We start from the raw sequence: 26,496 nt of genomic DNA, 5'->3' as shown, positions 1-26,496 counted from the left end.
GGGGCTGCTGCCAGGAGCGGAGCCATCGCTCAGGGCTTTTTCGTACAGCGTCAGTTCACCACCGTCCACTTTCAGGCCATCGATCACCACCGGGTCGTCGTTGTTGTGGACGTTGAGCACTAGGTTCGCGGTGCTGGTGTCGCCGTCCTTGTCGGTGAAGGTGTAGGTAAAGGTCTCGGTGGCGTTCGTGGTCAGCGCTTTGAATGCAGGATTGTTGGGGTCAAGGGTGTAGGTGTAAGTGCCATTTGCCCCCAGAACCAGGGTGCCGTAGGTGCCAGTAAAGGTACCGCCGGTAATGGGGCCGGCCGATGGACCGGTGGTTACGCGGTCTGCGCCTTGGATGTCGTTGTCCAGCACGTTGCCGGTCAATGACGTCAGGGTTTCGGTGGCAGTTTGGGTGTTGCTGTCGTCTTTGGCCGTTGGCACGTCATCGACGATGTTCACGTCCAGCGAATCGGTGGCCGTGGTGCCGTTGCTGTCCACCAGGGTAACGGTGAAGTTTTCCCCCAGGCTGTTGGTGCCGGCGCCAGGGGCGTGGGCTTCGTTGTCGTTGAGGGTGTAGGTGTAAGTCACCACGCCAGTCGCCGGGTTGTACCCCGTGATGGTCAGGGTATTACCCAGGTCGGAGGTAAAGACTTGTGGGAAAGTGGCGGCCACACCGCCGGTCACCACGTTGATACCGCCTACGGTGAGGGTTTGCACGCCGTCGAGTGCGGTCACGGTGAAGGAGCCGCCCTGGGTCAGGGGGCTGCTGCCAGGAGCGGAGCCATCGCTCAGGGCTTTTTCGTACAGCGTCAGTTCACCACCGTCCACTTTCAGGCCATCGATCACCACTGGGTCATCGTTGTTGTGGACGTTGAGCACCAAATTCGCGGTGCTGGTGTCGCCGTCCTTGTCGGTGAAGGTGTAGGTAAAGGTCTCGGTGGCGTTCGTGGTCAGCGCTTTGAATGCAGGATTGTTGGGGTCGAGGGTGTAGGTATAAGTACCGTTCGCCCCCAGAACCAGGGTGCCGTAGGTGCCGGTGAATGTACCGCCGGTAATGGGGCCGGCCGATGGACCGGTGGTTACGCGGTCGGCGCCTTGGATGTCGTTGTCCAGCACATTGCCGGTGAGGCTGGTGAGGGTTTCAGTCGCAGTTTGGGTGTTGCTGTCGTCTTTGGCCGTTGGCACGTCATCGACGATGTTCACGTCCAGGGAGTCGGTGGCCGTGGTGCCGTTGCCGTCCACCAGGGTCACGGTAAAGCTTTCACTGAGGTTGTTGGTGCCTGCACCCGTTGCATGGGCCTCGTTGTCGTTGAGGGTGTAGGTGTAAGTCACCACGCCAGTCGCCGGGTTGTACCCGGTGATGGTCAGGGTGTTACCCAGGTCGGTGGTAAACACCTGTGGGAAAGTGGCCGCCACGCCGCCGGTGACGACGTTGATGCCGCCGACGGTGAGGGTTTGTACGCCGTCCAGCGCGGTCACGGTGAAGGAGCCGCCCTGGGTCAGGGGGCTGCTGCCAGGAGCGGAGCCATCGCTCAGGGCTTTTTCGTACAGCGTCAGTTCACCACCGTCCACTTTCAGGCCATCGATCACCACCGGGTCGTCGTTGTTGTGGACGTTGAGCACTAGGTTCGCGGTGCTGGTGTCGCCGTCCTTGTCGGTGAAGGTGTAGGTGAAGGTCTCGGTGGCGTTCGTAGTCAGCGCTTTGAATGCAGGATTGTTGTGGTCGAGGGTGTAGGTATAAGTACCGTTCGCCCCCAGAACCAGGGTGCCGTAGGTGCCGGTGAATGTACCGCCAGTAATGGGGCCAGCCGATGGGCCGGTGGTTACGCGGTCGGCGCCTTGGATGTCGTTGTCCAGCACGTTGCCGGTCAATGACGTCAGAGTTTCGGTGGCGGTTTGGGTGTTGCTGTCGTCCTTCGCGGTGGGGACGTCATCGACGATATTCACGTTCAAAGAATCGGTGGCCGTGGTGCCGTTGCTGTCCACCAAGGTCACGGTAAAGCTTTCGCTCAGGTTGTTGGTGCCGGCGCCGGAGGCATGGGCTTCGTTGTCGTTGAGGGTGTAGGTGTAAGTGACCACGCCAGTCGCCGGGTTGTACCCGGTGATGGTCAGGGTGTTACCCAGGTCGGTGGTAAACACCTGTGGGAAAGTCGCCGCCACGCCGCCGGTGACGACGTTGATGCCGCCGACGGTGAGGGTTTGTACGCCGTCCAGCGCGGTCACGGTGAAGGAGCCGCCCTGGGTCAGCGGGCTGCTGCCAGGAGCGGAGCCATCGCTCAGGGCTTTTTCGTACAGCGTGACTTCCCCGCCGTCCACTTTCAGGCCATCGATCACCACCGGGTCGTCGTTGTTGTGGACGTTCAGCACCAAATTCGCGGTGCTCGTATCGCCGTCCTTGTCGGTGAAGGTGTAGGTGAAGGTCTCGGTGGCGTTCGTGGTCAGCGCTTTGAAGGCGGGATTGTTGGGGTCGAGGGTGTAGGTGTAAGTACCGTTCGCCCCCAGAACCAGGGTGCCGTAGGTGCCGGTGAATGTACCGCCAGTAATGGGGCCGGCCGATGGGCCGGTGGTCACGCGGTCGGCGCCTTGGATGTCGTTGTCCAGCACGTTGCCGGTGAGGCTGGTGAGGGTTTCAGTCGCAGTTTGGGTGTTGCTGTCGTCTTTGGCCGTTGGCACATCGTCGACGATATTCACATCCAGCGAGTCGGTGGCCGTGGTGCCGTTGCCGTCCACCAAGGTCACGGTAAAGCTTTCGCTCAGGTTGTTGGTGCCTGCACCCGTTGCATGGGCTTCGTTGTCGTTGAGGGTGTAGGTGTAAGTGACCACGCCTGTAGTCGGGTTATACCCGGTGATGGTCAGGGTATTACCCAGGTCGGTGGTAAACACCTGTGGGAAAGTGGCCGCCACACCGCCGGTCACCACGTTGATGCCGCCGACGGTGAGGGTTTGTACGCCGTCCAGTGCGGTCACGGTGAAGGAGCCGCCCTGGGTCAGCGGGCTGCTGCCAGGAGCGGAGCCATCGCCCAGGGCTTTTTCGTACAACGTGACTTCCCCGCCGTCCACTTTCAGGCCATCGATTACCACCGGGTCATCGTTGTTGTGGACGTTGAGCACTAGGTTCGCGGTGCTGGTGTCGCCGTCCTTATCCGTGAAGGTGTAGGTAAAGGTCTCGGTGGCGTTCGTGGTCAGTGCCTTGAAGGCGGGATTATTGGGGTCAAGGGTGTAGGTATAAGTACCGTTCGCCCCCAAAACCAAGGTGCCGTAGGTGCCGGTGAATGTACCGCCGGTAATGGGGCCGGCCGATGGACCGGTGGTTACGCGGTCGGCGCCTTGGATGTCGTTGTCCAGCACGTTGCCGGTGAGGCTGGTGAGGGTTTCAGTCGCAGTTTGGGTGTTGCTGTCGTCTTTGGCCGTTGGTACGTCATCGACGATGTTCACGTCCAGCGAGTCGGTGGCCGTGGTGCCGTTGCCGTCCACCAGGGTCACGGTGAAGCTTTCGCTCAGGTTATTGGTGCCGGCGCCGGAGGCGTGGGCTTCGTTGTCGTTGAGGGTGTAGGTGTAAGTCACCACGCCTGTAGTCGGGTTGTACCCGGTGATGGTCAGGGTGTTACCCAGGTCGGTGGTAAACACCTGTGGGAAAGTGGCCGCCACACCGCCGGTCACCACGTTGATGCCACCCACGGTGAGGGTTTGCACGCCGTCCAGTGCGGTCACGGTGAAGGAGCCACCCTGAGTCAGCGGGCTGCTGCCGGGAGCGGAGCCATCGCCCAGGGCTTTTTCGTACAACGTGACTTCCCCGCCGTCCACTTTCAGGCCATCGATTACCACTGGGTCATCGTTGTTGTGAACGTTGAGCACCAAATTCGCAGTGCTGGTGTCGCCGTCCTTGTCGGTGAAGGTGTAGGTAAAGGTCTCGGTGGAATCCGTGGTCAGCGCTTTGAATGCAGGATTGTTGGGGTCAAGGGTGTAGGTGTAAGTGCCATTTGCCCCTAGAACCAGGGTGCCGTAGGTGCCAGTAAAGGTACCGCCAGTGATAGGACCTGCCGATGGACCGGTGGTTACGCGGTCGGCGCCTTGGATGTCGTTGTCCAGCACATTGCCGGTGAGGCTGGTGAGGGTTTCGGTGGCGGTTTGGGTGTTGCTGTCGTCTTTGGCCGTTGGCACATCGTCGACGATGTTCACGTCCAGGGAGTCGGTGGCCGTGGTGCCGTTACCGTCCACCAGGGTAACGGTGAAGTTTTCCCCCAGGCTGTTGGTGCCGGCGCCCGGGGCGTGGGCTTCGTTGTCGTTGAGGGTGTAGGTGTAAGTCACCACGCCTGTAGTCGGGTTGTACCCGGTGATGGTCAGGGTATTACCCAGGTCGGTGGTAAACACCTGTGGGAAAGTGGCCGCCACGCCGCCGGTGACGACGTTGATGCCGCCGACGGTGAGGGTTTGTACCCCGTCCAGCGCGGTCACGGTAAAGGAACCGCCCTGGGTCAGCGGCGAGCTGCCCGGAGCAGAACCGTCTGAGAGCGCTTTTTCGTACAGCGTGACTTCCCCGCCGTCCACTTTCAGGCCATCGATCACCACTGGGTCATCGTTGTTGTGGACGTTGAGCACCAAATTCGCGGTGCTGGTGTCGCCGTCCTTATCCGTGAAGGTGTAGGTAAAGGTCTCGGTGGAATCCGTGGTCAGTGCCTTGAAGGCGGGATTGTTGGGGTCGAGGGTGTAGGTATAAGTACCGTTCGCCCCCAGAACCAGGGTGCCGTAGGTGCCAGTAAAGGTACCGCCGGTAATGGGGCCGGCCGATGGGCCGGTGGTTACGCGGTCGGCGCCTTGGATGTCGTTGTCCAGCACATTGCCGGTCAACGACGTCAGCGTCTCGGTGGCGGTTTGGGTGTTGCTGTCGTCTTTGGCCGTTGGCACATCGTCGACGATGTTCACGTCCAGGGAGTCGGTGGCTGTGGTGCCGTTGCTGTCCACCAGGGTAACGGTGAAGTTTTCCCCCAGGCTGTTGGTGCCGGCGCCCGGGGCGTGGGCTTCGTTGTCGTTGAGGGTGTAGGTGTAGGTGACCACGCCAGTCGCCGGGTTGTACCCGGTGATGGTCAGGGTATTACCCAGGTCGGTGGTAAACACCTGTGGGAAAGTCGCTGCCACGCCGCCGGTGACTACGTTGATACCGCCCACGGTCAGGGTTTGTACGCCGTCGAGTGCGGTGACGGTGAAGGAGCCACCCTGAGTCAGCGGGCTGCTGCCTGGCGCCGAGCCGTCGCTCAGGGCGTTTTCATAGAAGGTCAGTTCGGCGCCTTCGACTTTGAGGCCGTCGAGGGTCGCGGGGTCGTCGTTGTTGTGGACGTTGAGCACCAGGTTGGCGGTACTGGTGTCGCCGTCCGAGTCGGTGAGGGTGTAGGTGAAGGTTTCGGTGCCGCTACCATCGCCCTTGAGGGCCAAAAACGCCGCGCCCGTGGGGTTGAGGGTATAGGTGTAGCTGCCATCGGCCGCCAGCACGAGGGTGCCGTAGGTGCCGGTGTAGGTGCCGGCCGTCACCGGGCCGCTGGCCACGCGGTCGGCGCCTTGTACGTCGTTGGTCAGCACGTTGCCGGCGAGGGTCAGTTGGCTTTCGGAGCCGACGCCGGCGTTGCTGTCGTTGGCCGCGTTGGGCAGGTCGTCGGTGATGTTGATGTCCAGCGAGCCGGTGGCGGTGTCGCCGTTGGTGTCGCTGGCCACCACCGTGAACTGTTCGTTCAGGTTGTTGGCGCCGTCGGCCGCTGAGTGGGTTTCGTTGCCGTTGAGGGTGTAGCTGTAGGTGACCACGCCCGTGGCCGGGTTGTAGCCGGTGATGGTCAGGGTGTTGCCCAGTTGGGTGGTGATCGACTGCGGAAAGAGCGCGGCCACTCCGCCGCTGACCACGCTGATGCCGCCCACGCTGAGGTTGAGCAGGCCATCGGGGGCCGACACATTGAAGCTGCCGCTTTGGGTCAGGGCCGCCGGGTCGCTGGCCGAGCCCTGTTGCAGGTTGGCTTCGTTGAGGGTCAGTTCGCCGCCCTCCACCGCGAGCCCGCCCAGGCTCACTTCGTTGTTGGGCGGCACGATGGGGGGCGTGGTGTCCTCTGGCACCGGGTCGATGATCTGCGGGACGAATTCGGGAATACCGTTGAACCCGGCGGTGGGGAAGCCGATGACGGGATCCACCCGGCCCGCCACTTCTTCGAGCAATACAAAGGTGTGGCCGCCGCCCTCCGCGCCGCCCGTACCGCCGGGGCTACCGGGGCCGGCCGCGGTGGCTTCGCCGGTTTGGGTGGGGTCGGCGCCAGCGGCGATGGCTTTTTGCAATTGCTCGACGTCCGTCAATTGCGCCTGGCTCGGCGTGGTGCTTTCAGCGGCGACGACGTGGGGCACCTTGTCGCTGAGCAGGTCGGCACTCAATTGCAGCTCGCTGCCACGGCCGAGGGTCAATTCCTGGCCGTTCTGCAAGCGCACGGCCACCGCGCCGGAGGCGCCGGTATCCAGCGTTTCCCCGGCAAACAGCCGGTCGCCCTCGACCAGGGCGCGCTTGGCACCGTTGCTCGCCACTGCGTAAACCTGACCCACTACCTGACTGACGATACCGATGAGCGTTGCCATATCCATTCCTCCGCCGCCGACAGCTATCGGCATCTACGTATGCAGAGAAAGCGTGAATGGCACGGGGCGACCGATCTGCGCCGCGTCTCTAAGCGCGGCACAAATCCGTCACCCCTTACACCTCCCGAACTACCGGTGAAAGCGGAACAAGCCAAACAAAATCAAGCTCATCCGCCTCAAAACCGTTCAAGGGAAGGGGCGTCACAGCGCTAACCAGGGGCAAGTGACAAAAAACCGCCGCCCGAAAAACGATGCCGCCCTCGCCTTTTCACTCCTTTCCCGACCTGTACTGCAAAATTGATTGAACTTTGCGAAACCCCTTAAAAGCTCCAGAGGGCTTGGTTAATAAGGGCCCGCGCAATCAACAATGTGCTGGATCTGGCAGAGTGCATAAGTTTTTTTTGGCATAAGTGTTATGAGAAATTCTTCTTAGGTCGGCGCAAAAGTGTTCTTAGCTCTCATGTTACAAACCTGAAACGGTTTGAACTAAAAAATTCGTCAACTTTTTGGCGACTGCTAAGCACCATCAGGACCAGGGAGAAGTACCCATGCGCGTTTTGACACCCCTCTGCAGCGCGGTTTTATTGGCTATCGCCTGCGCCCCCGCGGCCCAGGCCATGTCGTTGACTGAAGCCATCCAAAGCACGCTGGATAATCACCCCGAGCTTCGTTCGACCCAGAACAGCCGTTTGTCGGCGGATGAAGACGTGAAGGTCGCCAAGGGTGGTTTTTACCCTTCGCTGGATCTCAACGCCGGGTATGGCCGTGGCTATAGCGACAACAGCACCACCCGTGGCCAGGGCAACCACCACACCGAAACGTTGAACTACACCCAGTCGGAACTGCGCCTGCGGCAAATGCTGTTCGACGGCTTTAATACCGCCAATGAAGTGGGCCGCACCCAATCGGTGGTCAACTCCCGCGCCTACTACACCCGCGGCACCGCCGAAAGCCTGGCCCTGCGTACCATCGAGGTGTACCTGGAGGTGCTCAAGCGCCGTGAACTGGTGACCCTGGCCAAGAACAACCTGCAAGCGCACCTGCGGGTGAACGACCAGATTGGCCTGCGCACCCAGCGCGGCGTGGGCAGCAACGCCGACCTCGACCAGTCGGCCGCCCGTCGTGCCCTGGCGGAAAACAACTTTGACACCGCCACCGTCGACCTGGCCGATGCCGAGGCGAACTTCTTCAGCGCCGTTGGCCGCATGCCCGACGAACTGGAAACCCTGCCCTCGATTCGTGGTGAAGTGCCCGCCAGCCTGCCGGACGCGCGCCAGAGCATGTTGGAGAACAACCCTTACCTCAAATCCGCCCAGGCCGACGTGCAGTCCGCCGAAAGCCAATATGAGGTGGCCAAGTCGCCGTTCTACCCACGTTTCGATGCCGAAGCGGCAGTGGGCGCCAACGACAACATCCAGGGCGACAAGGGCCATGACAACGAATGGCGCGTGGGCGTCATCATGAATTACAACCTGTTCAAGGGCGGCAGCGACAAGGCACGCCTGCAATCGGACGCGCACAAAATCAACCAGGCCATGGACATCCGCAACAACGCACTGCGCATGCTCAACGAGAACATCACCCTGGCCTGGAACGCCATGGTCAACGCCAAGAAGCAAACCCCCACCGCCCGCGAATACGCCGAAACCACCACCCGTGTGCGCGCCGCCTACCAAGACCAGTTCGGCCTGGGCCAACGCACCCTGCTCGACCTGCTCGACAGTGAAAACGAGCTGTACAACGCCAACCGCCGCTACACCGAAGTGCGCTACACCGAAGAGTTCTCGATGTACCGCGTGCTGGCCAACATGGGGGAGTTGCTGAACAAGGAGAAAGTCGTCGTCCCCGCCGAAGCCATCGCCCAGACCGAAGTGAGAAACGAAGCCCGTTTGCCTGAAATGAAGTAGTCGGTACAAGGAGTGCGCAACTTGACCAGCATGGAACCCGGCAATACTGGCGTGGACCCGCGTCTGAGCTTCGACGACCCGTTGTTGGACGGGTTGATGATCCTGTGCAAGCTGCACGACCGCACCGTCAGCCGTGCCAGCCTGAGCGCCGGGTTGCCCCTGGCCCAGCAACGCCTGAGCCTGGACCTGCTGCCCCGGGCCGCGGCCCGGGCCGGGTTGCAGGCGCGGGTGCTGCGCCGGGACCTGTCGGCCATTTCTGCGCTAAACCTGCCGGTGCTGCTGATCCTCAACAACGGCCGCACCGCCGTACTGCGCCGTTGGAGCGAGGACGACAAGGCGCTGATCCTGCCCAGCGAAGCCGAGGGCGGCGAGCAGTGGGTCAGCCGCCAAGAGTTGGCCGAGGAATACAGCGGCCAGGCCCTCTTCGCCCGGCCGCGCCACGAACTCGAAGACCTGCGCGCGCCCCTGGTGCCCCGGGTAGAGGCATGGTTTCGCGACACCCTCAAGCTGTCGCGCTGGCTGTACAGCGACGCGATCCTCGCCAGTTTCCTGATTAACCTGCTGGGCCTGATGGTGCCGTTGTTCGTCATGCAGACCTACGACCGCGTGGTGCCCAACCAGGCCACGTCCACCCTGTGGATGCTGTCGGTGGGCCTGTTGATCGGCACCGGGTTCGAGTTGGTGCTGCGGGTGGTGCGCGCGCACCTGTTGGACACCGCCGGCAAGAAAACCGACGTGATCCTCTCCGCCACGCTGTTTGAGCGCATCACCGGTATGTCGATGAAGGCCCGCCCGGCCACCATCGGCGGTTTTGCCCAGAGCATCCATGACTTCCAGGGCCTGCGTGAGTTCCTCACCGCCGTGACCCTGACCAGCCTCATCGACCTGCCCTTCGCGGTGCTGATGCTGGTGGTGATCGGCCTGCTCGGCGGCTGGCTGGTGGTTATCCCGCTGCTGGCGTTCCCCATCACCATCGGCTTTGCCATGGTGATCCAGGCACGCCTGCGCGACACCGTGCAAAAAAGCCTGTCCCTGGGCGCCGAACGCCAGGCCCTGCTGATCGAAACCCTCAGTGGCCTGGAAACCCTCAAGGCCTGCAGCGCCGAAAGCGAGCGCCAGCACAAATGGGAAAGCACCCACGGCGCCCTCACGCGCCTGGACAGCCATGCCCGCAACCTGTCGGCCATGGCCACCAACGGCACCCTGTTCATCCAGCAGTTGTGTGGCATGACCACCATCATCGCCGGGGTCTACAGCATCATCGCCGGCAGCCTCAGCGTCGGCGCCCTGGTGGCCACCTACATGCTCGGCAGCCGCGTGCTCTCGCCCCTGGGGCAGATCGCCGGGCTCATCACCCGCTACCAGCAAGCCCAATTAACCATGCGCAGCACCGACGCCCTGATGGGCCTGCCCCAGGAACGCGACGCCAAGCAGCGGCCGCTGGAACGCACCCAGTTGCAAGGCGCGCTGGACGTCAGCCAGGTGACCTTCCAGTACGCCGGGCAAGGCGCGCCGGCGCTGCACAACATCAGCTTCAGCGTCAAACCGGGGGAGCGCATCGGCATCATCGGCCGCAGCGGCTCGGGCAAAAGCACCCTGGGGCGCCTGGTGATGGGTTTCTACGCCCCCGACGAAGGCCAACTGCTGCTCGATGGCCTGGACCTGCGGCAACTGGACGTGGCCGACCTGCGCCAACAGATCGGCTATGTCGCCCATGACCTGCCGCTGCTGGCCGGCAGCCTGCGCGACAACCTGACCCTCGGCGCACGCTACATCAGTGACGCGCGGATGCTTGAAGTGGCGGAGCTGACCGGCGTCACCGAACTGGCCCGCCAGCACCCCCAAGGCTTCGACCGCCCGGTGGGCGAGCGCGGCCAATTACTCTCCGGCGGCCAGCGCCAGGCTGTGCTGCTGGCCCGGGCGTTGCTGCTCGACCCGCCGATCATGGTGCTCGACGAGCCCACCAGCGCCATGGACAACAGCAGCGAAGACACCCTGCGCCAACGCCTGCACACCTGGGTCGCGGGCAAGACCTTGTTGCTGGTCACCCATCGCACCTCAATGCTCAGCCTGGTGGATCGCCTGATCGTGCTGGACAACGGCAAGATCGTCGCCGACGGTCCCAAGGAAGCGGTCATCGATGCACTGCGCAAGGGCCGTGTCGGCTCTGCGGCCGTCTAGGAGGCGCCCATGTCCAACCCCACTGCCCCGCGCGGCTACTTCGCTCGTTTCAACAAAAACGCCGACAGCGAATTCATGCCCGAAGTGGCCGGCGTCGCCCAGGAAGACTCGCCGCGCTGGTCGCGCCTGACGGTGTGGATCGCCGCCGCGCTTATCATCAGCGCCCTGTTGTGGGCCAAATTCGCTGTGCTGCAAGAAGTGACCATGGGCGAAGGCAAGGCCATTCCGTCGAGCAAGGTGCAGGTGATCCAGAACCTGGAGGGCGGCATCGTCACCGAGATCTTCGTGCGCGAAGGGCAAATGGTGAACAAGGGCGACACCCTGCTGCGCCTGGATGACACGCGGTTTCGCTCCAACAAGGGCGAAAGCGAGGTGGATCGCTTCACCCTCACCGCCCAGGTCGAACGCCTGTCGGCCGAAGCCGAGGGCCGGCCCTTCAAGCTCTCCGACGAAGTGGTGGCCAAGGCCCCGCAAGTGGCCGAGGACGAACGCTCGCTGTTCGAGCAGCGCCAACGCAGGTTGGCCAGCGAACAACGGACCTTGAGTGAGCAACTTCGGCAAAAAACCCAAGAACTGGCGGAATTTCGCTCAAAACAAGGGCAATTCAGCTCAAGCCTGGGGCTGCTGCAACAGGAAATGAACATGTCCGCGCCCCTGGTGGGCACCGGGGCGGTGTCGCCGGTGGAAATTCTGCGCCTCAAACGCGCCGCCGTGGAAATCCGCGGCTCCCTCAATGCCACCACCCTGGCCATTCCCCGGGCCGAATCGGCGATCAATGAGATCAAGAGCAAGATCGATGAATCGGAGCAGAGTTTCCGCTCCGAGGCGGCCAAGGAACTCAACGAAAAACGCGCCGAACTGTCGAAAATCACCGCCACCAGCATCGCCATCGACGACCGCGTCACCCGCACCACGGTGACCTCCCCGGTGCATGGGGTCATCAAGCAGCTCAAGGTCAACACCATCGGCGGCGTGGTCCAACCCGGCAGCGACATGGTGGAAATCGTGCCCCTGGAAGACAACCTGCTGATCGAAGCCAAAGTCCGCCCGCAGGACGTGGCCTTCCTGCACCCGGGGCAGAAAGCCATGGTCAAGTTCAGCGCCTACGACTACACCATCTACGGCGGCCTGAGCGCCAAGCTGGAATTGATCGGCGCCGACACCATCACCGACGACAAGGGCAACAGTTTCTACCTGATCCAGGTGCGCACCGACAAAAACCACCTGGGCGGCGACGTCAAACCGCTGCTGATAATCCCCGGCATGGTGGCCACCGTGGACATCATCACCGGCGAAAAAAGTGTGCTCGATTACCTGCTCAAACCGGTGCTCAAGGCTCGCACCGAGGCGATGCGCGAACGCTAGGCGCCGTGGTTGCGCTGGTAAACGTCATCACCCATCGCCGCGATCTGGCCCTCGATCAACGCCTCGAACGGGCGCAGCAATGGCTCGAACGAGGCCGGCGCCTCCAGCACCTGCAACGCCTGGGCTATGGCCTCCACCGTGGACAACGCCCCCGGCCCCGGCGCCTTGCGCAAGCGGTAGCGCGACACCGCGCCCGCCGCCAGGCTGACCCGGGGCAGCGCGGCCAGCAGCGGATTGAGGTGCAACAGCTTGCGCGCCTTGCGCCAGGTGCCGTCCGGCACCACCAGCAACAGCGGTAGCTCCGCCGGCCCATAGGCGTGCAGCGCCTGGGATTCTTCGCCCGGAAACAACAACCGCGCCTGGTAACCGGGGCGGTCGAGCAGCGCCGGCAGGTCGGCGAACACCTCGCCCACGATCAACTCAGCGTTATTAAGGCCCAACGCCGCCAGGCGCGCGGTGTTCAGCGCGTGGCGTACCTCGCTGGGGTGCTGCAACAACAGCACCCGGGTGCGGCTGTCGAGGCTGGGGATCAGCGGGCACAGGCAATGGGTGTCGGGGCGCAGGCAGCGCGGGCAGTGTGGGCGGGGCATAAGGTTCTGGACAAAGAAAAAGCCCGGGGCGGGCACAGGGGAAAACCGGTGGGCCTGACCGGCATCAGGCCCTGGATCACTTCAAGGGCGGGGGTTAGCGGCGGCGCGGCTGGCGACGGCGTTGCTCGTCGTCCGTGCGGATAGGCACCGGTTGCAGCGGCGGTTCAATCAGACCCAGCGCAACACCGAGGTCGTGGAGCCAGTTTTGAATTTTCTCTTTCATGGTGCCCCCTTCAGGGTAATGCGGTGCGATCGAGAGTCTTGAACGTGTTCTCACAGAGAATAGTCCTAACTCCTACGCAATGCTCGCTCGTTCTTACAATGATCTATTACTGAATCCATCAGCAATAGGCCCTGCATCCCACGTAAACCCCGGCAAACCGCCGCGCTAGGCGGCTCAATGCCACTATCCCCCTCAGGCAATCAGCTCAACTCGATGCGGTCGGCGTGGATCACGATCTGCCCACCTTTGTAGAGCGCGCCAATGGCTTTCTTGAAGTTGCCCTTGCTGACGCCAAACAGGCTGCTAATCAAGGCCGGGTCGCTTTTGTCGCTGACCGGCAGGCTGCCGTTGTTTTCGCGCAACTTGGCGAGGATCTTGGAGTTCAGGCTGCTGGCGGCTTCTTCACCCACCGGTTGCAGGCTCAGGCTGATCTTGCCGTCGGCACGAATCTCTTTGATAAAGCCTTTTTCTTCTTTACCGGCGCGCATGAACTTGAAGATTTCGTTCTTGTGGATCAAGCCCCAGTGCTTGTTGTTGATGATGGCCTTGAAGCCCATGTCGGTCGCTTCGGCCACCAGCAAGTCCACTTCCTGGCCCACTTGGTAGTTGGCCGGGGTTTTGTCCAGGTAACGGTCCAGGCGCGCGGTGGCGGTGATGCGGCGGGTGTGTTTGTCGAGGTACACATGCACCACGCAGTACTCGCCGGCGGTCATCTGGCGTTTTTCTTCGGAGTACGGCAGCAACAGGTCCTTGGGCAGGCCCCAGTCGAGGAACACGCCGATGCTGTTGACTTCAACCACTTTCAAACTGGCGAATTCACCGACCTGAACTTTGGGTTTTTCCGTGGTGGCGATAAGTTTGTCATCGCTGTCCAAATAAATAAAAACGTTGAGCCAGTCTTCATCTTCGCTGGGAATATCTTTTGGAATATAACGATTGGGCAGCAGGATTTCGCCATCGGCGCCGCCGTCCAGATACAAACCGAAGTTAGTATGTTTAACCACTTGCAAACTGTTGTAGCGTCCGACTAAAGCCATTTCCAATACCCTCATTGCGTGGGCGGCATTCTACCCGAGTTTACCGGCGCCGTTCTGCAGGCTGCGGGCGCGGCGGAAAAAAGTCCTTGTAGCGCCTGAATTTAGCGCACGGACGAGCCGCTCGTCAGGCCGCGCTTGGGGCAATCGGCGCAACGCCCGTATTTATTTGCCGCCTCTTTTGAGTGAAAACAACCGCTTAGGGCGTTATTTGAATGCGCGGGTTTTAATTTCCAAACGATGAGTTAATTCATTTCAGCAGATATTTACCAAGCAATTGTCAAGTATTTCCTGTACGATGCCTGGCCAAGTTAATTTTCTACAGGTTAATGGCCGCCATGCGCGTAAAAGCATCCAATAGCAAATCAAAGCCAGCTCCAGCCGTTGAAACCAGCGATTCGATCAACGAGCAGATTGCTGCTTTCCTGAAGTCCGGCGGTGAAATCCAGCAAATCGCCAAAGGCGTCAGTGGCCAGACCTTCGGCCCGTCCAAGCAAATTACCCTTGGCAAAAAGTAACACCCCGCGCAGCAATCCCTGGTCCCTAAGCGCTTCGAGCCTCGAAGCGCCAGGGCTAGAGCCCCGCCTCCCCCATCACCCGTAAAAATCCTGCCCCAGCGCCTGAACCACACTGAACTGCCAGCACCCTTGCGGGTTCAGATGAGGGTCTATGACTGCCTGCCAGGACTTGCCCATGCCCCGCTGGTTCAACGCCATCACCCTGCTCTTGGCCCTCGGCCTGACCCTCGCCGGGTGCAGCCGCGTCGGGCTGGCCTACCGCAACCTTGATGTGATCGTGCCGTGGACGCTCAGCTACTACCTGGACATGAACCGCCCCCAAAAAGATTGGTTCGACCAACGTCTCAAGGAGCACCTGAGCTGGCATTGCAGCACCCAATTGCCCGCCTACCTCGACTGGCTCGACCGTGTCGAGGCCATGGTCAAGACCGACCAGGTCAGCGATCAGGCCCTGCAAGCCCGGGCCGCAGAAGCCAAGCAAGCCATCAGCCAAACCGCCCGGGCCATTACCCCCTCGGCCGTGGAGCTGCTGCAAGGGCTGAGCGAGCGGCAAGTGGCCGAGATGAACGCGGCCTTCGCCAAGGACCTGCGCGAACGCCAGGCCAAATACGTCGAACCACCGCTGGAGCAGCAAATCCGCGAGCGCGCCAAGCGCATGGCCAAGCGCCTGGCCACTTGGCTCGGCCCCCTCAGCCCCGGCCAGCGGCAACGGGTACAGGCTTGGTCTGCCAGCCTGGGCGAGCAAAACCGCGAATGGATCGCCAACCGCGCCCAATGGCAAGGCGAGTTCAGCACCGCAGTGGCCCAGCGTCATGCCGCCGACTTCCCACAACGCATCGAGCAATTGCTGGTGGAACGCGAGCAGTTGTGGAGCCCCGCCTATCGCCAGGCCTTCGAGCGGACCGAGCAAGCGGCCCGCAGCCTGATCGTTGACCTCATGGCCCAAAGCACTGAGGCCCAGCGTTCACGCCTGCTGAAAAAACTCGACGGCGTGCGCCAGGACCTCACTTCACTGCAATGCCTGCAAACCGTGCGCCCCGGTTAATCAGGCGTTCTGCGCCCTGGACGCCAGGCTGTCGAAGGTCGCGGTGTCGAGGGCGTCGGCCTGTTGGTCCAACAGTTCGCGGGGGTGGTCGTTGCCGGGAATGCTGCTGTCGATCATCGCCAGCAAGCTGGAACCGCGAGGTGTCAGCACAAAATTTTCGCCATTTCCGCCCTCTTCCTCGGGGCGCGGTGCGATGAAACCACGGTCGAGCAGGAGCTTTTCGTACTCGGTGGCGGTGGTTTTCAGGTGGTCGAGGTTCTCCACCTGCTCACCTTCCGCCGCTTTGGCCGCTGCGTGCTCTTCGGCATAGGGCCGTGGGGTGAAGCTGTGGTCGGCGCCGTTCTGAACTTCGTGGAGCAGGCGTTCGATCAGTTCCCAGTTGTAAGTAGTCATCCTGAATCCTCCGGCAGGCATAAGAAAAAGATGCCTTTCAAAGGGTGTGACCTGCCTGTTCCGCAGCCGTTCAGCCGGGTTGATGAGCGCAATTTCACTGAACTTTTGCCCAAGCGCCAGCCTCAACCGGGCGTAGTGCACCCGCAAACCTGGAGGTCTGCATCATGAATACCCTGTTGAAATTGACGGTCGCCGCCGCCCTGTTCACCGCCCTGCCCGCCTGGGCCTGCACCCCCGAAGAGGCCGAAGCCAAACGCAAGGAAGTGGCCGAGAAGGTCACCCAGATCACCGAGCAGAACCCGGCCAAAGCCAAGGAGATCAACGACGAGTTGCAGCAAATGGACCTGACCACCGCCAGCAAGGATTTGCCGGACAAATGCCAGTTGATCGACAAACGCCTTCAAGAGCTGAACAAGGCCGAGGCCAAGGCAGAGAGTTGAGGCCATAAAAAACCGGCCAGGGGCCGGTTTTTTTAAGGCCTGCGCGCCTTACTCGGCCGCAGGTGCTTCGGGCTTGCGGCGCTTGAGCGGCGCCATGCCGTCCTTGCTGACCAGCGACAGGGCGTCGGTCTTGGGGCGGTTGGCGATCTTGCGTTTGGTCGGCGACTTGGCGCCGGTTTTCTTTTTCTCGCCCTTGGCGTCGACCTTTTTCTTCTTCACGCCCACGGCTTTGCCCGAGGCCTTGACCTTTTTCGGCCCGCCGTAGGTGCCTTTGACTTCCTTGATGGTGCGGCGCTCGAAGCTTTGCTTGAGGTAGCGCTCGATGCTCGACATCAGGTTCCAGTCGCCATGGCAGATCAGCGAGATCGCCAGGCCATCGTTACCGGCGCGGCCGGTGCGGCCGATACGGTGCACGTACTCGTCGCCGCTGCGGGGCATGTCGAAGTTAATCACCATGTCCAGGCCTTCGACGTCCAGCCCGCGGGCGGCGACGTCGGTGGCGACGAGGATTTTCACGCCGCCCTGCTTGAGGCGGTCGATGGCCAGCTTGCGGTCTTTCTGGTCTTTTTCGCCGTGCAGGACGAAGGCCTTGTATTCCTGCGCCACGAGGCGGCCGTAGATACGGTCGGCCATGGCCCGGGTGTTGGTGAAGATGATTGCCTTCTGATAAGTCTCATTGGCCAGCAGCCAATTGACGATCTGTTCTTTGTGCTGGTTGTGGTCGGCCGTGATGATCTGCTGACGAGTGGTCGCGTTCAGTTGGCTGACGCTGTTGAGCTGCAAGTGCTCAGGGTTGACCAGCACCTTGGCGACCATGTCGCGCAGGGTGGAGCCGCCGGTGGTGGCGGAGAACAGCATGGTCTGCTGGCGGTTGGCGCATTCCTCGACCAAACGCTGCACGTCGTCGGCAAACCCCATGTCGAGCATGCGGTCGGCTTCGTCCAGCACCAGCACTTCGACTTCCTTGAGGTCGAGGTTGCCGGCGTTGAGCTGCTCGATCATCCGCCCCGGCGTACCGATGAGGATGTCCGGTACCTTGCGCAGCATGGCGGCTTGCACCTTGAAGTCTTCGCCGCCGGTAATCAGGCCGGACTTGATGAAGGTGAATTGGGCGAAACGCTCCACTTCCTTCAAGGTCTGCTGGGCCAGTTCGCGGGTCGGCAGCAGGATCAGGGTCTTGATGCTGACGCGGACTTTCGCCGGGCCGATCAAGCGGTTGAGGATCGGCAGGACGAAAGCGGCGGTTTTGCCACTGCCGGTTTGCGCCGTCACCCGCAGGTCACGCCCTTCGAGCGCGAGCGGGATGGCCGCGGCTTGCACTGGCGTAGGCTCGACAAATTTAAGCTCGGCCACGGCTTTGAGCAGGCGTTCGTGCAGGGCGAATTGGGAAAACACGGGTGCTACCTCGAAGAAATGCAGAAAAACAGCCGCATAGGGTAACGGTTTCGCGCGGCCAAACCGAGTTTCTTTACGCAAAGCAGCGCAATCAGCTGCATTTTTGTTAGCGAACTTGTCCCGAATCGTAACCTCGCTTGTCTTAAATGCTCTAATCGCCCGGTCTCGTCCTACAGAAGAATCGCTTTACCCATGGATATGAAACAGCTCTGGCTCAACGCCCAAGACCTCTGGGGCATGCTCGATCAACACCCGCTGCTGTTTTCCGGCCTGGCCCTGAGCGCCTTGCTGGTGGTCGCCCTGGTGCTCGGACGAGTGGCACGCTACTTAATTCTGCACGCCGCCCGGCTACTGGGCCGGCAACCGGCCCTGCACTGGGTCAACGACTTGCGCGAAAACAAGGTGTTCCATCGCCTGGCCCAGATGACGCCGTCGCTGATCGTGCAGTTCGGCCTCAACCTGGTGCCGGATCTGAGCAAGAACAGCCACGTGTTTCTGGGCAACGTCGCCCTGGCATTCACCATCCTGTTCCTGGTACTGAGCCTCAGCGCCCTGCTCAATGCCTTGCTGGACATCTACGCGCGCACCGAACACGCCCGCACCCGGTCGATCAAGGGCTACGTGCAACTGGCGAAAATGGTGCTGTACGTGTTTGGCGCGATCATCATCGTCGCCACCCTGATAAACCGCTCGCCGCTGTTGCTGCTATCCGGCCTGGGGGCGATGTCGGCGGTGATCCTGTTGGTCTACAAGGACACCCTGCTGTCGTTCGTCGCCAGCGTGCAGTTGACCAGCAACGACATGCTGCGGGTCGGCGACTGGATCGAAATGCCCCAAGTCGGCGCCGACGGCGACGTGGTGGACATCACCCTGCACACGGTCAAGGTGCAGAATTTCGATAAAACCATCGTGTCCATTCCCACCTGGCGCCTGATGTCCGAGTCGTTCAAGAACTGGCGCGGCATGCAACAGGCCGGTGGCCGGCGGATCAAGCGCAGCCTGTACATCGACGCCATCGGCGTGCGTTTCCTGCGCGACGAGGAAGAACAACGCCTGACCCAGGTGCACCTGCTGACCGACTACATCGGCCGCAAACAGGCTGAACTCAAGAGTTGGAACGAGGCCCAGGGCAACGTCGCCGAGCTGTCGGCCAACCGCCGCCGCATGACCAACCTGGGGACTTTCCGCGCCTACGCGCTGGCGTACCTCAAGAGCCACCCGGAAATTCAGCCGAACATGACCTGCATGGTCCGCCAGATGCAAACCACGGCCCAAGGGGTGCCGCTGGAGATCTACTGCTTCACCCGCACCACCGCGTGGGCCGATTACGAGCGGATCCAGGGCGATATCTTCGACTACCTGCTGGCGGTGCTACCGGAATTCGGCCTGAGCCTGTACCAACAGCCCAGCGGCAACGACCTGCGCGCCGGGCTCTTCCCGCCTCTCGCCCCCGAAACAACGTAGCAAGCGAGCTCGCCCGCTTGCTACGAGGTGCGAAGTGCGCCGCGGCGGCTGATCCACACCGCGCCCAGGATCACCAGGGCGCCAAGGGCCAGGCGCCCCAGGTCTTCGTGCTGGTTCCAGATCAACAGGTTGACCAGCAGCCCCAGCGGCACGTGCAGGTTGTTCATCACCGCCAGGGTGCCGCCACTGACCAGGCACGCGCCCTTGTTCCACCAGTACATCCCCAGCGCCGTAGACACCAACCCCAAAAACACCAGCACGCTCCACTGCAACGGCGCTTCGGGCCAAAAATCCGCCTTGCCGAAGGCCAGGAACGCCGGTAACACCACCGCCAGCGCCCCCAAGTAGAAGTAACCGAAGCGCCGGTAATGGGGCAGGTCACTGGGGTGGCGCGCCACCAAATGCTTGTACAGCACCTGCCCCGCCGCATAGGTGAAGTTGGCCAGTTGCAGGAGCAAGAACCCCATGAAGAAGTCCGGGTTGATGCGGTCCAGGCGAATTACCGCCGCGCCCAGCACCGCCACCAGCGCCGCGATCAACGCCCAAGGGTTGAAACGCCGGTTCAGGGCATCTTCGATCAGGGTCACGTGCAACGGCGTGAGGATGGTGAACAGCAGCACCTCCGGCACCGTCAGCACCCGAAAACTCAGGTACAGGCACACGTAGGTGACGCCGAACTGCAACGCGCCGATCAGCAGCATGGCGCGCATGAAACGCGGTTCCACCTGGCGCCAACGGGTCAGGGGAATGAACACCAACCCGGCCAATACCACCCGCACCAGCACGGCGAAGTAGCTGTCCACATGCCCGGCCAGGTATTCGCCGATCAAGCTGAAGGAAAACGCCTGAATCAGCGTGACAACCAGTAGATAGCCCATAGGCACCTCATTTCAAATGGCGGCGACCTTAGCGGTTTTGCGCCGCGCAGGGAAACCCGGCAGGAACCCGCAGGCAAAAAAAACCCGATCAGGCCACAGGGCCGATCGGGCGGGAGCACTCAGGAGCAACAAGTGCAAAGGGAGGTTCGATGCGCGAACCGATCTGAAGGGGAATGCGCAAGGAGGCCTACTAAGCCTGCCTACGATTACCGGGCGATTAACGCCTTAGGCGAGCTGGGCCAAACGGGCGTTGGCCTGGCTCAGGCCTTTGTCGTGGAAGTCGGCGCCCAGGTTCAGGCCTTCGGCATGAATGAACGCCACGTCGTGGATGCCGATAAACGCCATGACCTGGCGCAGGTAGGGTTCCTGGTGGTCGGCGCTGCTGCCGGCATAGATGCCGCCGCGGGCCGTCAACACAAAGGCGCGCTTGCCGGTGAGCAGGCCTTGGGGGCCGGTGGCGGTGTATTTGAATGTCACTCCGGCGCGCAGCACGTGGTCGAGCCAGGCCTTGAGGGTGCTGGGGATGGTGAAGTTGTACATGGGCGCGGCCATGACCAGCACATCGGCGGCCAGCAGTTCCTCGGTCAAGGCTTCGGAACGCTCCAGGGAGGCCTGTTCGGCTTGCGTACGTTGTTCGGCGGGTTTCATCCAGCCGCCCAGCAGGTGGGCGTCCAGGTGCGGCACCGGGTTGACGGCCAGGTCACGCACGCTGATCTGATCCGCCGGGTGCGCGGCCTGCCACTGGGTAATGAAGGTCTGGGTCAGTTGGCGGGACACCGAGTCCTGCTGGCGGGCGCTGCTTTCGATGATAAGAACGCGTGACATAGCTTGTAGGCTCCATCGGTAGATGCTGTAAGGCGATGGAGTGGAGGTTAAACAGAGTCATATCGATGAAAAAGCGCAAATAACTGCTATAACCGATCTATAAATTCGTTTATAAGCGAAGCGTTCCCCGTAGGACCGCCTCCCGTCCCGTTACTTGGCCACGCAGGTCAGCTCGATACGCAGGCGGATGATGCTGCGGTTGAACTTGGCCGTGGCGTTCCTGAACTTGCCGGCCGGCACCTCGACTTTGCGGGTGCGCGGCGCCTCGGGGCCATTGCGGAACACCACCGTGCACAGCGCGTCGCTCTTGCCGTAGTTGTTGATCTGGATGGAGCCGATGTCGGCATCGGTGTCGAACGCGGTGTAGTCGACGCTCACGCCGGTGAGGTGTTTTTCCACCGCGATCGGGTAGGCGAACGCACTAAGCGGCAACAGCGCCAGTAACGCAAAACAAATTTTTCTCATTCGGCAGCCTCCAACAAAGGGCTGCCAGCTTAGGACAAGAGGAGCTCAACTTGAAAGCGCCCCGCGTTACCCTCGATCAATGGCGGACCCTGCAAGCGGTGGTCGATCACGGCGGCTTCGCCCAGGCAGCCGAAGCGCTGCACCGTTCGCAGTCCTCCGTGAGCTACACGGTCGCGCGCATGCAAGACCAGCTCGGCGTGCCCTTGCTGCGCATCGACGGGCGCAAAGCCGTACTCACCGAGGCCGGCGGCGTGCTGTTACGCCGTTCGCGGCAATTGGTCAAGCAGGCCAGCCAACTCGAAGACCTGGCCCACCACATGGAGCAGGGCTGGGAAGCCGAAGTGCGCCTGGTGGTGGACGCCGCTTACCCCAATGCCCGCCTCGTGCGCGCCCTCACCGCGTTCATGCCGCAAAGCCGCGGCTGCCGCGTGCGCCTGCGCGAGGAGGTGTTGTCGGGGGTCGAAGAAGTCCTGCTCGAAGGCGTGGCGGATCTGGCCATCAGCGGCTACAACATCTCCGGCTACCTGGGCACCGAGATGAGCAGCGTGGAGTTCGTCGCCGTTGCCCACCCCGACCACCCCCTGCACCGTTTGCAGCGGGAGCTGAGCTTCCAGGACCTGGAAAGCCAGTTGCAAGTGGTGATCCGCGACTCCGGCCGCCAGCAGCCACGCGACGTCGGCTGGCTGGGCGCCGAACAGCGCTGGACCGTCGGCAGCCTGGCCACCGCCGCCACCTTCGTGGGCAGTGGCCTGGGCTTTGCCTGGCTGCCGCGGCACCTGATCGAGCGGGAAATAAAGGAAGGCCTGCTCAAGTTGCTGCCGCTGGACCAGGGCGGTAGCCGCCACCCGACTTTCTACCTGTACTCCAACAAGGAAAAACCCCTGGGCCCAGCCACGCAAATCCTCGTCGAACTGCTGCGCACCTTCGACACCGCGCCGCTGGAGGCCCCGTTCGCCGCCCCCGAGCAAGCCTGACCCACTGAACAAGGAGTTCTGCCATGGCCTATTTCGAGCACGAAGGTTGCACCCTGCACTACGAGGAATACGGCCACGGCACGCTGCTTCTGTTGGTCCATGGCCTGGGTTCCAGCGCCCTGGATTGGGAGATGCAGATCCCTGACCTTGCCGCCCGCTACCGCCTCATCATCCCCGATGTGCGCGGCCACGGCCGTTCCGACAAACCCCGCGAGCGCTACAGCATTGCCGGGTTCAGCGCCGACCTGGTGGCGCTGATCGAGCACCTGAACCTGGGGCCGGTGCACCTGGTGGGGTTGTCCATGGGCGGCATGATCGGCTTCCAATTGGCGGTGGACCAACCGCACTTGCTCAAGAGCCTGTGCATCGTCAACAGCGCCCCCCAGGTCAAGCTGCGCAGCGCCGACGACTACTGGCAGTGGTTCAAGCGCTGGAGCCTGGCGCGCCTGCTGGGTATGGACACCATTGGCCGGGCCTTGGGTAGCAAGCTGTTTCCCAAGCCAGAACAAGCGGCGCTGCGGCAAAAAATGGCTGAGCGCTGGGCAAAAAACGACAAACGTGCTTATCTCGCCAGCTTCGATGCCATCGTCGGCTGGGGCGTGCAGGAACGACTTTCGCGGGTTACCTGTCCAACCCTGGTCATCAGCGCCGAGCGTGACTACACGCCGGTGGCACTCAAGGAAGCCTATGTCCGGCTCCTGAGCGATGCGCACCTGGTGGTCATCGCCGATTCGCGGCATGCCACCCCGCTAGACCAGCCACACCGCTTCAACCAAACCCTGCTTGAGTTTCTAACCACAGTCGACACCACCCCTCAGGATCACTGACCCATGCTAAAAAAACTCGCCCTCGTCGCTGGCTCTGTCTTCTTCGCCGCCCACCTGATGGCTGCCACGCCGGAAAAAGCCCCCAAAGTCGTGTTGGATACCAGTTTCGGCGCAGTGGAAATCGAGCTGGACCCGGTCAAGGCGCCCATCAGCAGCAAAAACTTTCTCCAGTACGTGGACAGCGGCTTCTACAACAACACCATTTTCCACCGCGTGATCCCGGGCTTCATGGCCCAGGGCGGCGGCTTCACCGAGCAAATGGTGCAAAAAGACACCAAGGACCCGATCCGCAACGAAGCCAGCAACGGCCTGCATAACGTGCGCGGCACCCTGTCCATGGCCCGCACCTCCAACCCGAACTCGGCCACCAGCCAGTTCTTCATCAACGTTGCCGACAACGCCTTCCTCGACCCGGGCCGCGATGCCGGTTACGCCGTGTTCGCCAAGGTGACCAAGGGCATGGACGTGGTCGACCAGATCGTCAACTCCCGTACCACCGTCAAAAATGGCATGCGCGACGTGCCCGCCGACCCGGTGTTCATCAAGTCGGCCAAGCGCATCGACTGACGCGCGCCAGCGGCGCGGGGCCTGCCTCGCGCCGCTCCACCCTCGACAAGGAGAGCCCGCACGCGGGCACCGAGCCCATGTTCTATCGTCGTTTCGAGCAACTGATCGACATCTTCCGCGACGCCCCCGACGCGACGCCCCCCGACAAAGTCCTGCCCTTCTACCTCTATTACCTGCGCCAGGTCTGGCCGCTGTTTGCCGCCCTGTTGCTGATTGGCCTGGTGGCTTCGCTGATTGAAGTCGCCCTGTTCAGCTACCTGAGCCGCATCATCGACCTGGCCCAGGGCACGCCCTCTCCCGATTTTTTCAGCGTCCACGCCAACGAACTGATCTGGATGGCCGTGGTGGCCCTGGTGCTGCGCCCGATCTTTTTCGGCCTGCATGACCTGTTGGTACACCAGACCCTCAACCCGGGCATGACCAGCATGATTCGCTGGCAAAACCACAGCTACGTGCTCAAGCAAAGCCTGAACTTCTTCCAGAACGACTTCGCCGGGCGCATCGCCCAGCGCATCATGCAAACCGGCGCCTCCCTGCGCGATTCAGCAGTGCAAGCGGTCGACGCCCTGTGGCATGTGCTGATCTACGCCATCAGCTCCCTGGTGCTGTTCGCCGAAGCCGACTGGCGCCTGATGATCCCGCTGCTGACCTGGATCGCCGCCTACATCGGCGCGCTCTACTACTTCGTGCCACGGGTCAAGCAGCGCTCGGTGGAGTCCTCCGACGCACGCTCCAAACTGATGGGGCGCATCGTTGACGGCTACACCAACATCACCACCCTCAAGCTGTTCGCCCACACCCAGTCCGAACAGCAGTACGCCCGCGAAGCCATCGCCCACCAAACCGAAAAAGCCCAGTTGTCCGGGCGCGTGGTCACCAGCATGGACGTGGCCATTACCGCCATGAACGGCTTGCTGATCGTCACCACCACGGGCCTGGCCCTATGGCTGTGGAGCCACTCGCTGATCTCGGTGGGTGCCATCGCCCTGGCCACGGGCCTGGTGATTCGCATCGTCAACATGTCGGGCTGGATCATGTGGGTGGTCAACGGCATTTTCGAGAACATCGGCATGGTCCAGGACGGCTTGCAGACCATCGCCCAACCGGTGGCCGTCACCGACCGCGAACAGGCCCCGCGCCTGCACGTGGCGCGCGGCGAAGTGCGCTTGGAGCAAGTGGACTTCCACTACGGCAAGCGCAGCGGCGTCATCAGTGGCCTGGACCTGGTCATCGAGCCCGGGGAAAAAATCGGTTTGATCGGCCCCTCCGGTGCCGGCAAATCGACCCTGGTCAACCTCCTGCTGCGCCTCTACAACCTGCAGGGCGGGCGCATCCTGATCGATGGCCAAAACATCGCCGACGTCACCCAGGAAAGCCTGCGCGAGCAAATCGGCATGATTACCCAGGACACCTCCCTGCTGCACCGCTCGATCCGCGACAACCTGCTCTACGGCAAGCCCGATGCCAGCGACGAGCAACTGTGGGAAGCGGTGCGCAAGGCCCGCGCCGACGAATTCATCCCGCACCTGTCCGATGCCCTGGGCCGCACCGGTTTCGATGCCCACGTGGGCGAGCGCGGGGTCAAGCTTTCCGGCGGCCAGCGCCAGCGCATTGCCATTGCCCGGGTGCTGCTCAAGGACGCGCCGATCCTGATAATGGACGAGGCCACCTCGGCCCTGGACTCGGAGGTCGAAGCGGCCATCCAGGAAAGCCTGGAAACCCTGATGCAAGGCAAAACCGTGATCGCCATCGCCCACCGCCTCTCCACCATTGCGCGCATGGATCGCCTGGTGGTGCTGGACAAGGGCCGCATCGCCGAAACCGGCACCCACGCCCAACTGCTGGCCCACGGCGGCCTCTATGCGCGCTTGTGGCAACACCAGACCGGCGGCTTCGTCGGCATCGACTGAACGCCTGCCGCACGCCGCCGAAGTGACGCCGGGCCCTTGTAAACCAGGGGCCCGGCGTTTTTTTTCGGGGCACTGGCATTACGCCACAGGCCTGCTGTACTGAGCCAAGGTTCTGGAGAGAGCCTGAAGTAAGACGCAGGAAGCATAACGGCTGTATCGAGTCGATAAGTCGACCTCAAAGGACACTCTCATGTCTCTGTTCAAACGTTCAGTTACTGAGTTGTTAGGTACTTTCTGGCTGGTGTTGGGCGGTTGTGGCAGTGCGGTACTGGCGGCAGCGTTTCCGGATGTCGGAATCGGCTTGCTGGGGGTATCGCTGGCATTCGGCCTCACCGTACTGACCATGGCCTTCGCCATTGGTCATATCTCTGGTTGCCATCTCAACCCCGCCGTGTCGGTGGGCCTGGTGGTCGGTGGGCGCTTTCCCGCCCGGGAACTGCCGGCCTATGTAGTGGCCCAGGTGATTGGCGGGGTGGTCGCTGCGGCGTTGCTGTACTTCATCGCCAGCGGCAAACCGGGGTTCGAGCTGGCCAGCGGCCTGGCCTCCAACGGCTATGGCGAACATTCGCCGGGGGGCTACACGATGGCCGCAGGCTTTGTCAGTGAGCTGGTGATGACGGCGATGTTCATCGTCATCATCCTCGGCGCCACCGACAAACGCGCCCCACCGGGGCTGGCACCGATTGCGATCGGCCTGGCCCTGACCCTGATCCACCTGATCTCCATCCCGGTGACCAACACCTCGGTCAACCCGGCCCGCAGTACGGGGCCGGCGCTGATTGTCGGTGGCTGGGCGATCCAGCAGTTGTGGCTGTTCTGGCTGGCGCCGATCCTCGGTGCGGTGATCGGTGGCGTGACTTACCGCTGGCTGGGCAAGGAGGAGCACTGAACCGCTATCCCTGAAGAA

Annotated in this window: 21 protein-coding genes; 12 read left to right on the top strand and 9 right to left on the bottom strand. The window is 62.2% G+C overall.

Annotated features, from left to right (window positions below):
- A partial coding sequence (locus CKW13_RS04285) for a retention module-containing protein (protein WP_095107358.1) occupies positions 1-6,588 on the bottom strand: 6,588 nt, incomplete at its 3' end.
- A gap of 548 nt (positions 6,589-7,136) precedes the next feature.
- On the opposite strand from CKW13_RS04285, the gene CKW13_RS04280 reads away from it, so the two are divergent.
- The 3 genes from CKW13_RS04280 to CKW13_RS04270 are packed head-to-tail and all read left to right on the top strand — an operon-like array spanning position 7,137 to position 12,041.
- Positions 7,137-8,495 carry a TolC family outer membrane protein gene (locus tag CKW13_RS04280; protein ID WP_095107357.1) on the top strand — a complete coding sequence of 453 codons (1,359 nt, stop codon included), beginning with the start codon at positions 7,137-7,139 and terminating at the stop codon, positions 8,493-8,495.
- Positions 8,496-8,516: 21 nt separating this feature from the next.
- A complete protein-coding gene (locus CKW13_RS04275) occupies positions 8,517-10,676 on the top strand; it encodes a type I secretion system permease/ATPase (RefSeq protein WP_095107356.1) in 2,160 nt (719 codons plus the stop codon).
- Positions 10,677-10,685: 9 nt separating this feature from the next.
- Positions 10,686-12,041, top strand: a complete 1,356-nt coding sequence (locus tag CKW13_RS04270) for an HlyD family type I secretion periplasmic adaptor subunit (RefSeq protein WP_095107355.1) — start codon at positions 10,686-10,688, stop codon at positions 12,039-12,041.
- Here CKW13_RS04270 and CKW13_RS04265 read toward each other — a convergent pair.
- The 3 genes from CKW13_RS04265 to CKW13_RS04260 form a co-directional block, all read right to left on the bottom strand.
- Positions 12,038-12,631, bottom strand: a complete 594-nt coding sequence (locus CKW13_RS04265; protein ID WP_095107354.1) for a tRNA-uridine aminocarboxypropyltransferase — start codon at positions 12,629-12,631, stop codon at positions 12,038-12,040. The two genes, CKW13_RS04270 and CKW13_RS04265, sit on opposite strands and share 4 nt — an antisense overlap.
- 94 nt (positions 12,632-12,725) lie before the next feature.
- Positions 12,726-12,854 carry a PA1414 family protein gene (locus CKW13_RS24700; protein ID WP_003184145.1) on the bottom strand — a complete coding sequence of 43 codons (129 nt, stop codon included), beginning with the start codon at positions 12,852-12,854 and terminating at the stop codon, positions 12,726-12,728.
- 200 nt (positions 12,855-13,054) lie between these two features.
- Positions 13,055-13,891 carry a S1 RNA-binding domain-containing protein gene (locus CKW13_RS04260; RefSeq protein ID WP_095107352.1) on the bottom strand — a complete coding sequence of 279 codons (837 nt, stop codon included), beginning with the start codon at positions 13,889-13,891 and terminating at the stop codon, positions 13,055-13,057.
- A 326-nt stretch (positions 13,892-14,217) separates the two neighbouring features.
- On the opposite strand from CKW13_RS04260, the gene CKW13_RS04255 reads away from it, so the two are divergent.
- Together CKW13_RS04255 and CKW13_RS04250 are read left to right on the top strand one after the other, a co-directional pair.
- Positions 14,218-14,406, top strand: coding sequence for a hypothetical protein (locus CKW13_RS04255; RefSeq protein ID WP_176465044.1), 189 nt, complete (start codon positions 14,218-14,220; stop codon positions 14,404-14,406).
- A 175-nt stretch (positions 14,407-14,581) separates the two neighbouring features.
- Positions 14,582-15,451 (top strand): DUF6279 family lipoprotein, encoded by an 870-nt coding sequence (locus CKW13_RS04250; protein WP_095107349.1) that lies wholly within the window; start codon positions 14,582-14,584, stop codon positions 15,449-15,451.
- Here CKW13_RS04250 and CKW13_RS04245 read toward each other — a convergent pair whose 3' ends face one another.
- Positions 15,452-15,844, bottom strand: coding sequence for a transcriptional regulator (locus CKW13_RS04245; protein WP_095107347.1), 393 nt, complete (start codon positions 15,842-15,844; stop codon positions 15,452-15,454). It lies immediately after the preceding gene.
- A gap of 164 nt (positions 15,845-16,008) precedes the next feature.
- On the opposite strand from CKW13_RS04245, the gene CKW13_RS04240 reads away from it, so the two are divergent.
- Positions 16,009-16,284, top strand: coding sequence for a hypothetical protein (locus tag CKW13_RS04240; RefSeq protein ID WP_095107345.1), 276 nt, complete (start codon positions 16,009-16,011; stop codon positions 16,282-16,284).
- 48 nt (positions 16,285-16,332) lie between these two features.
- Here CKW13_RS04240 and CKW13_RS04235 read toward each other — a convergent pair whose 3' ends face one another.
- Entirely contained in the window at positions 16,333-17,679 is a 1,347-nt protein-coding gene (locus tag CKW13_RS04235; RefSeq protein WP_095107343.1) for a DEAD/DEAH box helicase, read from the bottom strand.
- 192 nt (positions 17,680-17,871) lie between these two features.
- On the opposite strand from CKW13_RS04235, the gene CKW13_RS04230 reads away from it, so the two are divergent.
- A complete protein-coding gene (locus CKW13_RS04230; protein WP_095107342.1) occupies positions 17,872-19,143 on the top strand; it encodes a mechanosensitive ion channel family protein in 1,272 nt (423 codons plus the stop codon).
- A 20-nt stretch (positions 19,144-19,163) separates the two neighbouring features.
- Here the strand turns inward: CKW13_RS04230 and CKW13_RS04225 are convergent, their stop codons facing one another.
- From CKW13_RS04225 to CKW13_RS04215, 3 genes are all read right to left on the bottom strand, one after another.
- Positions 19,164-20,021, bottom strand: a complete 858-nt coding sequence (locus tag CKW13_RS04225) for a carboxylate/amino acid/amine transporter (protein ID WP_095107340.1) — start codon at positions 20,019-20,021, stop codon at positions 19,164-19,166.
- Between the two features lie 225 nt (positions 20,022-20,246).
- The gene (locus CKW13_RS04220) at positions 20,247-20,846 is read right to left on the bottom strand and encodes an FMN-dependent NADH-azoreductase (protein ID WP_095107339.1); all 600 of its coding nucleotides are present in this window, start codon (positions 20,844-20,846) and stop codon (positions 20,247-20,249) included.
- A gap of 150 nt (positions 20,847-20,996) precedes the next feature.
- A complete protein-coding gene (locus CKW13_RS04215) occupies positions 20,997-21,311 on the bottom strand; it encodes a 3-phosphoglycerate kinase (RefSeq protein WP_095107338.1) in 315 nt (104 codons plus the stop codon).
- Positions 21,312-21,361: 50 nt separating this feature from the next.
- Between CKW13_RS04215 and CKW13_RS04210 the strand changes: the two genes are divergently transcribed.
- From CKW13_RS04210 to aqpZ, 5 genes are all read left to right on the top strand, one after another.
- Positions 21,362-22,285, top strand: coding sequence for a LysR family transcriptional regulator (locus tag CKW13_RS04210; RefSeq protein ID WP_095107336.1), 924 nt, complete (start codon positions 21,362-21,364; stop codon positions 22,283-22,285).
- A gap of 23 nt (positions 22,286-22,308) precedes the next feature.
- Positions 22,309-23,112: an alpha/beta fold hydrolase gene (locus tag CKW13_RS04205; protein WP_095107335.1), complete on the top strand. Its 804-nt coding sequence runs from the start codon at positions 22,309-22,311 to the stop codon at positions 23,110-23,112.
- A gap of 3 nt (positions 23,113-23,115) precedes the next feature.
- The gene (locus CKW13_RS04200; protein ID WP_095107334.1) at positions 23,116-23,679 is read left to right on the top strand and encodes a peptidylprolyl isomerase; all 564 of its coding nucleotides are present in this window, start codon (positions 23,116-23,118) and stop codon (positions 23,677-23,679) included.
- 77 nt (positions 23,680-23,756) lie between these two features.
- On the top strand, positions 23,757-25,589 hold the full coding sequence (locus tag CKW13_RS04195; protein ID WP_095107332.1) for an ABC transporter ATP-binding protein: 1,833 nt from the start codon (positions 23,757-23,759) through the stop codon (positions 25,587-25,589).
- Between the two features lie 190 nt (positions 25,590-25,779).
- Complete coding sequence (aqpZ, locus tag CKW13_RS04190) at positions 25,780-26,478, top strand: aquaporin Z (RefSeq protein ID WP_095107331.1); 699 nt, start codon at positions 25,780-25,782, stop codon at positions 26,476-26,478.
- Positions 26,479-26,496: the final 18 nt, after the last annotated feature.

The organism is Pseudomonas sp. Irchel 3E20, assembly GCF_900187645.1.
Taxonomy (GTDB): Bacteria; Pseudomonadota; Gammaproteobacteria; order Pseudomonadales; family Pseudomonadaceae; genus Aquipseudomonas.
This window is presented reverse-complemented; position numbering and strand designations above follow the sequence as displayed.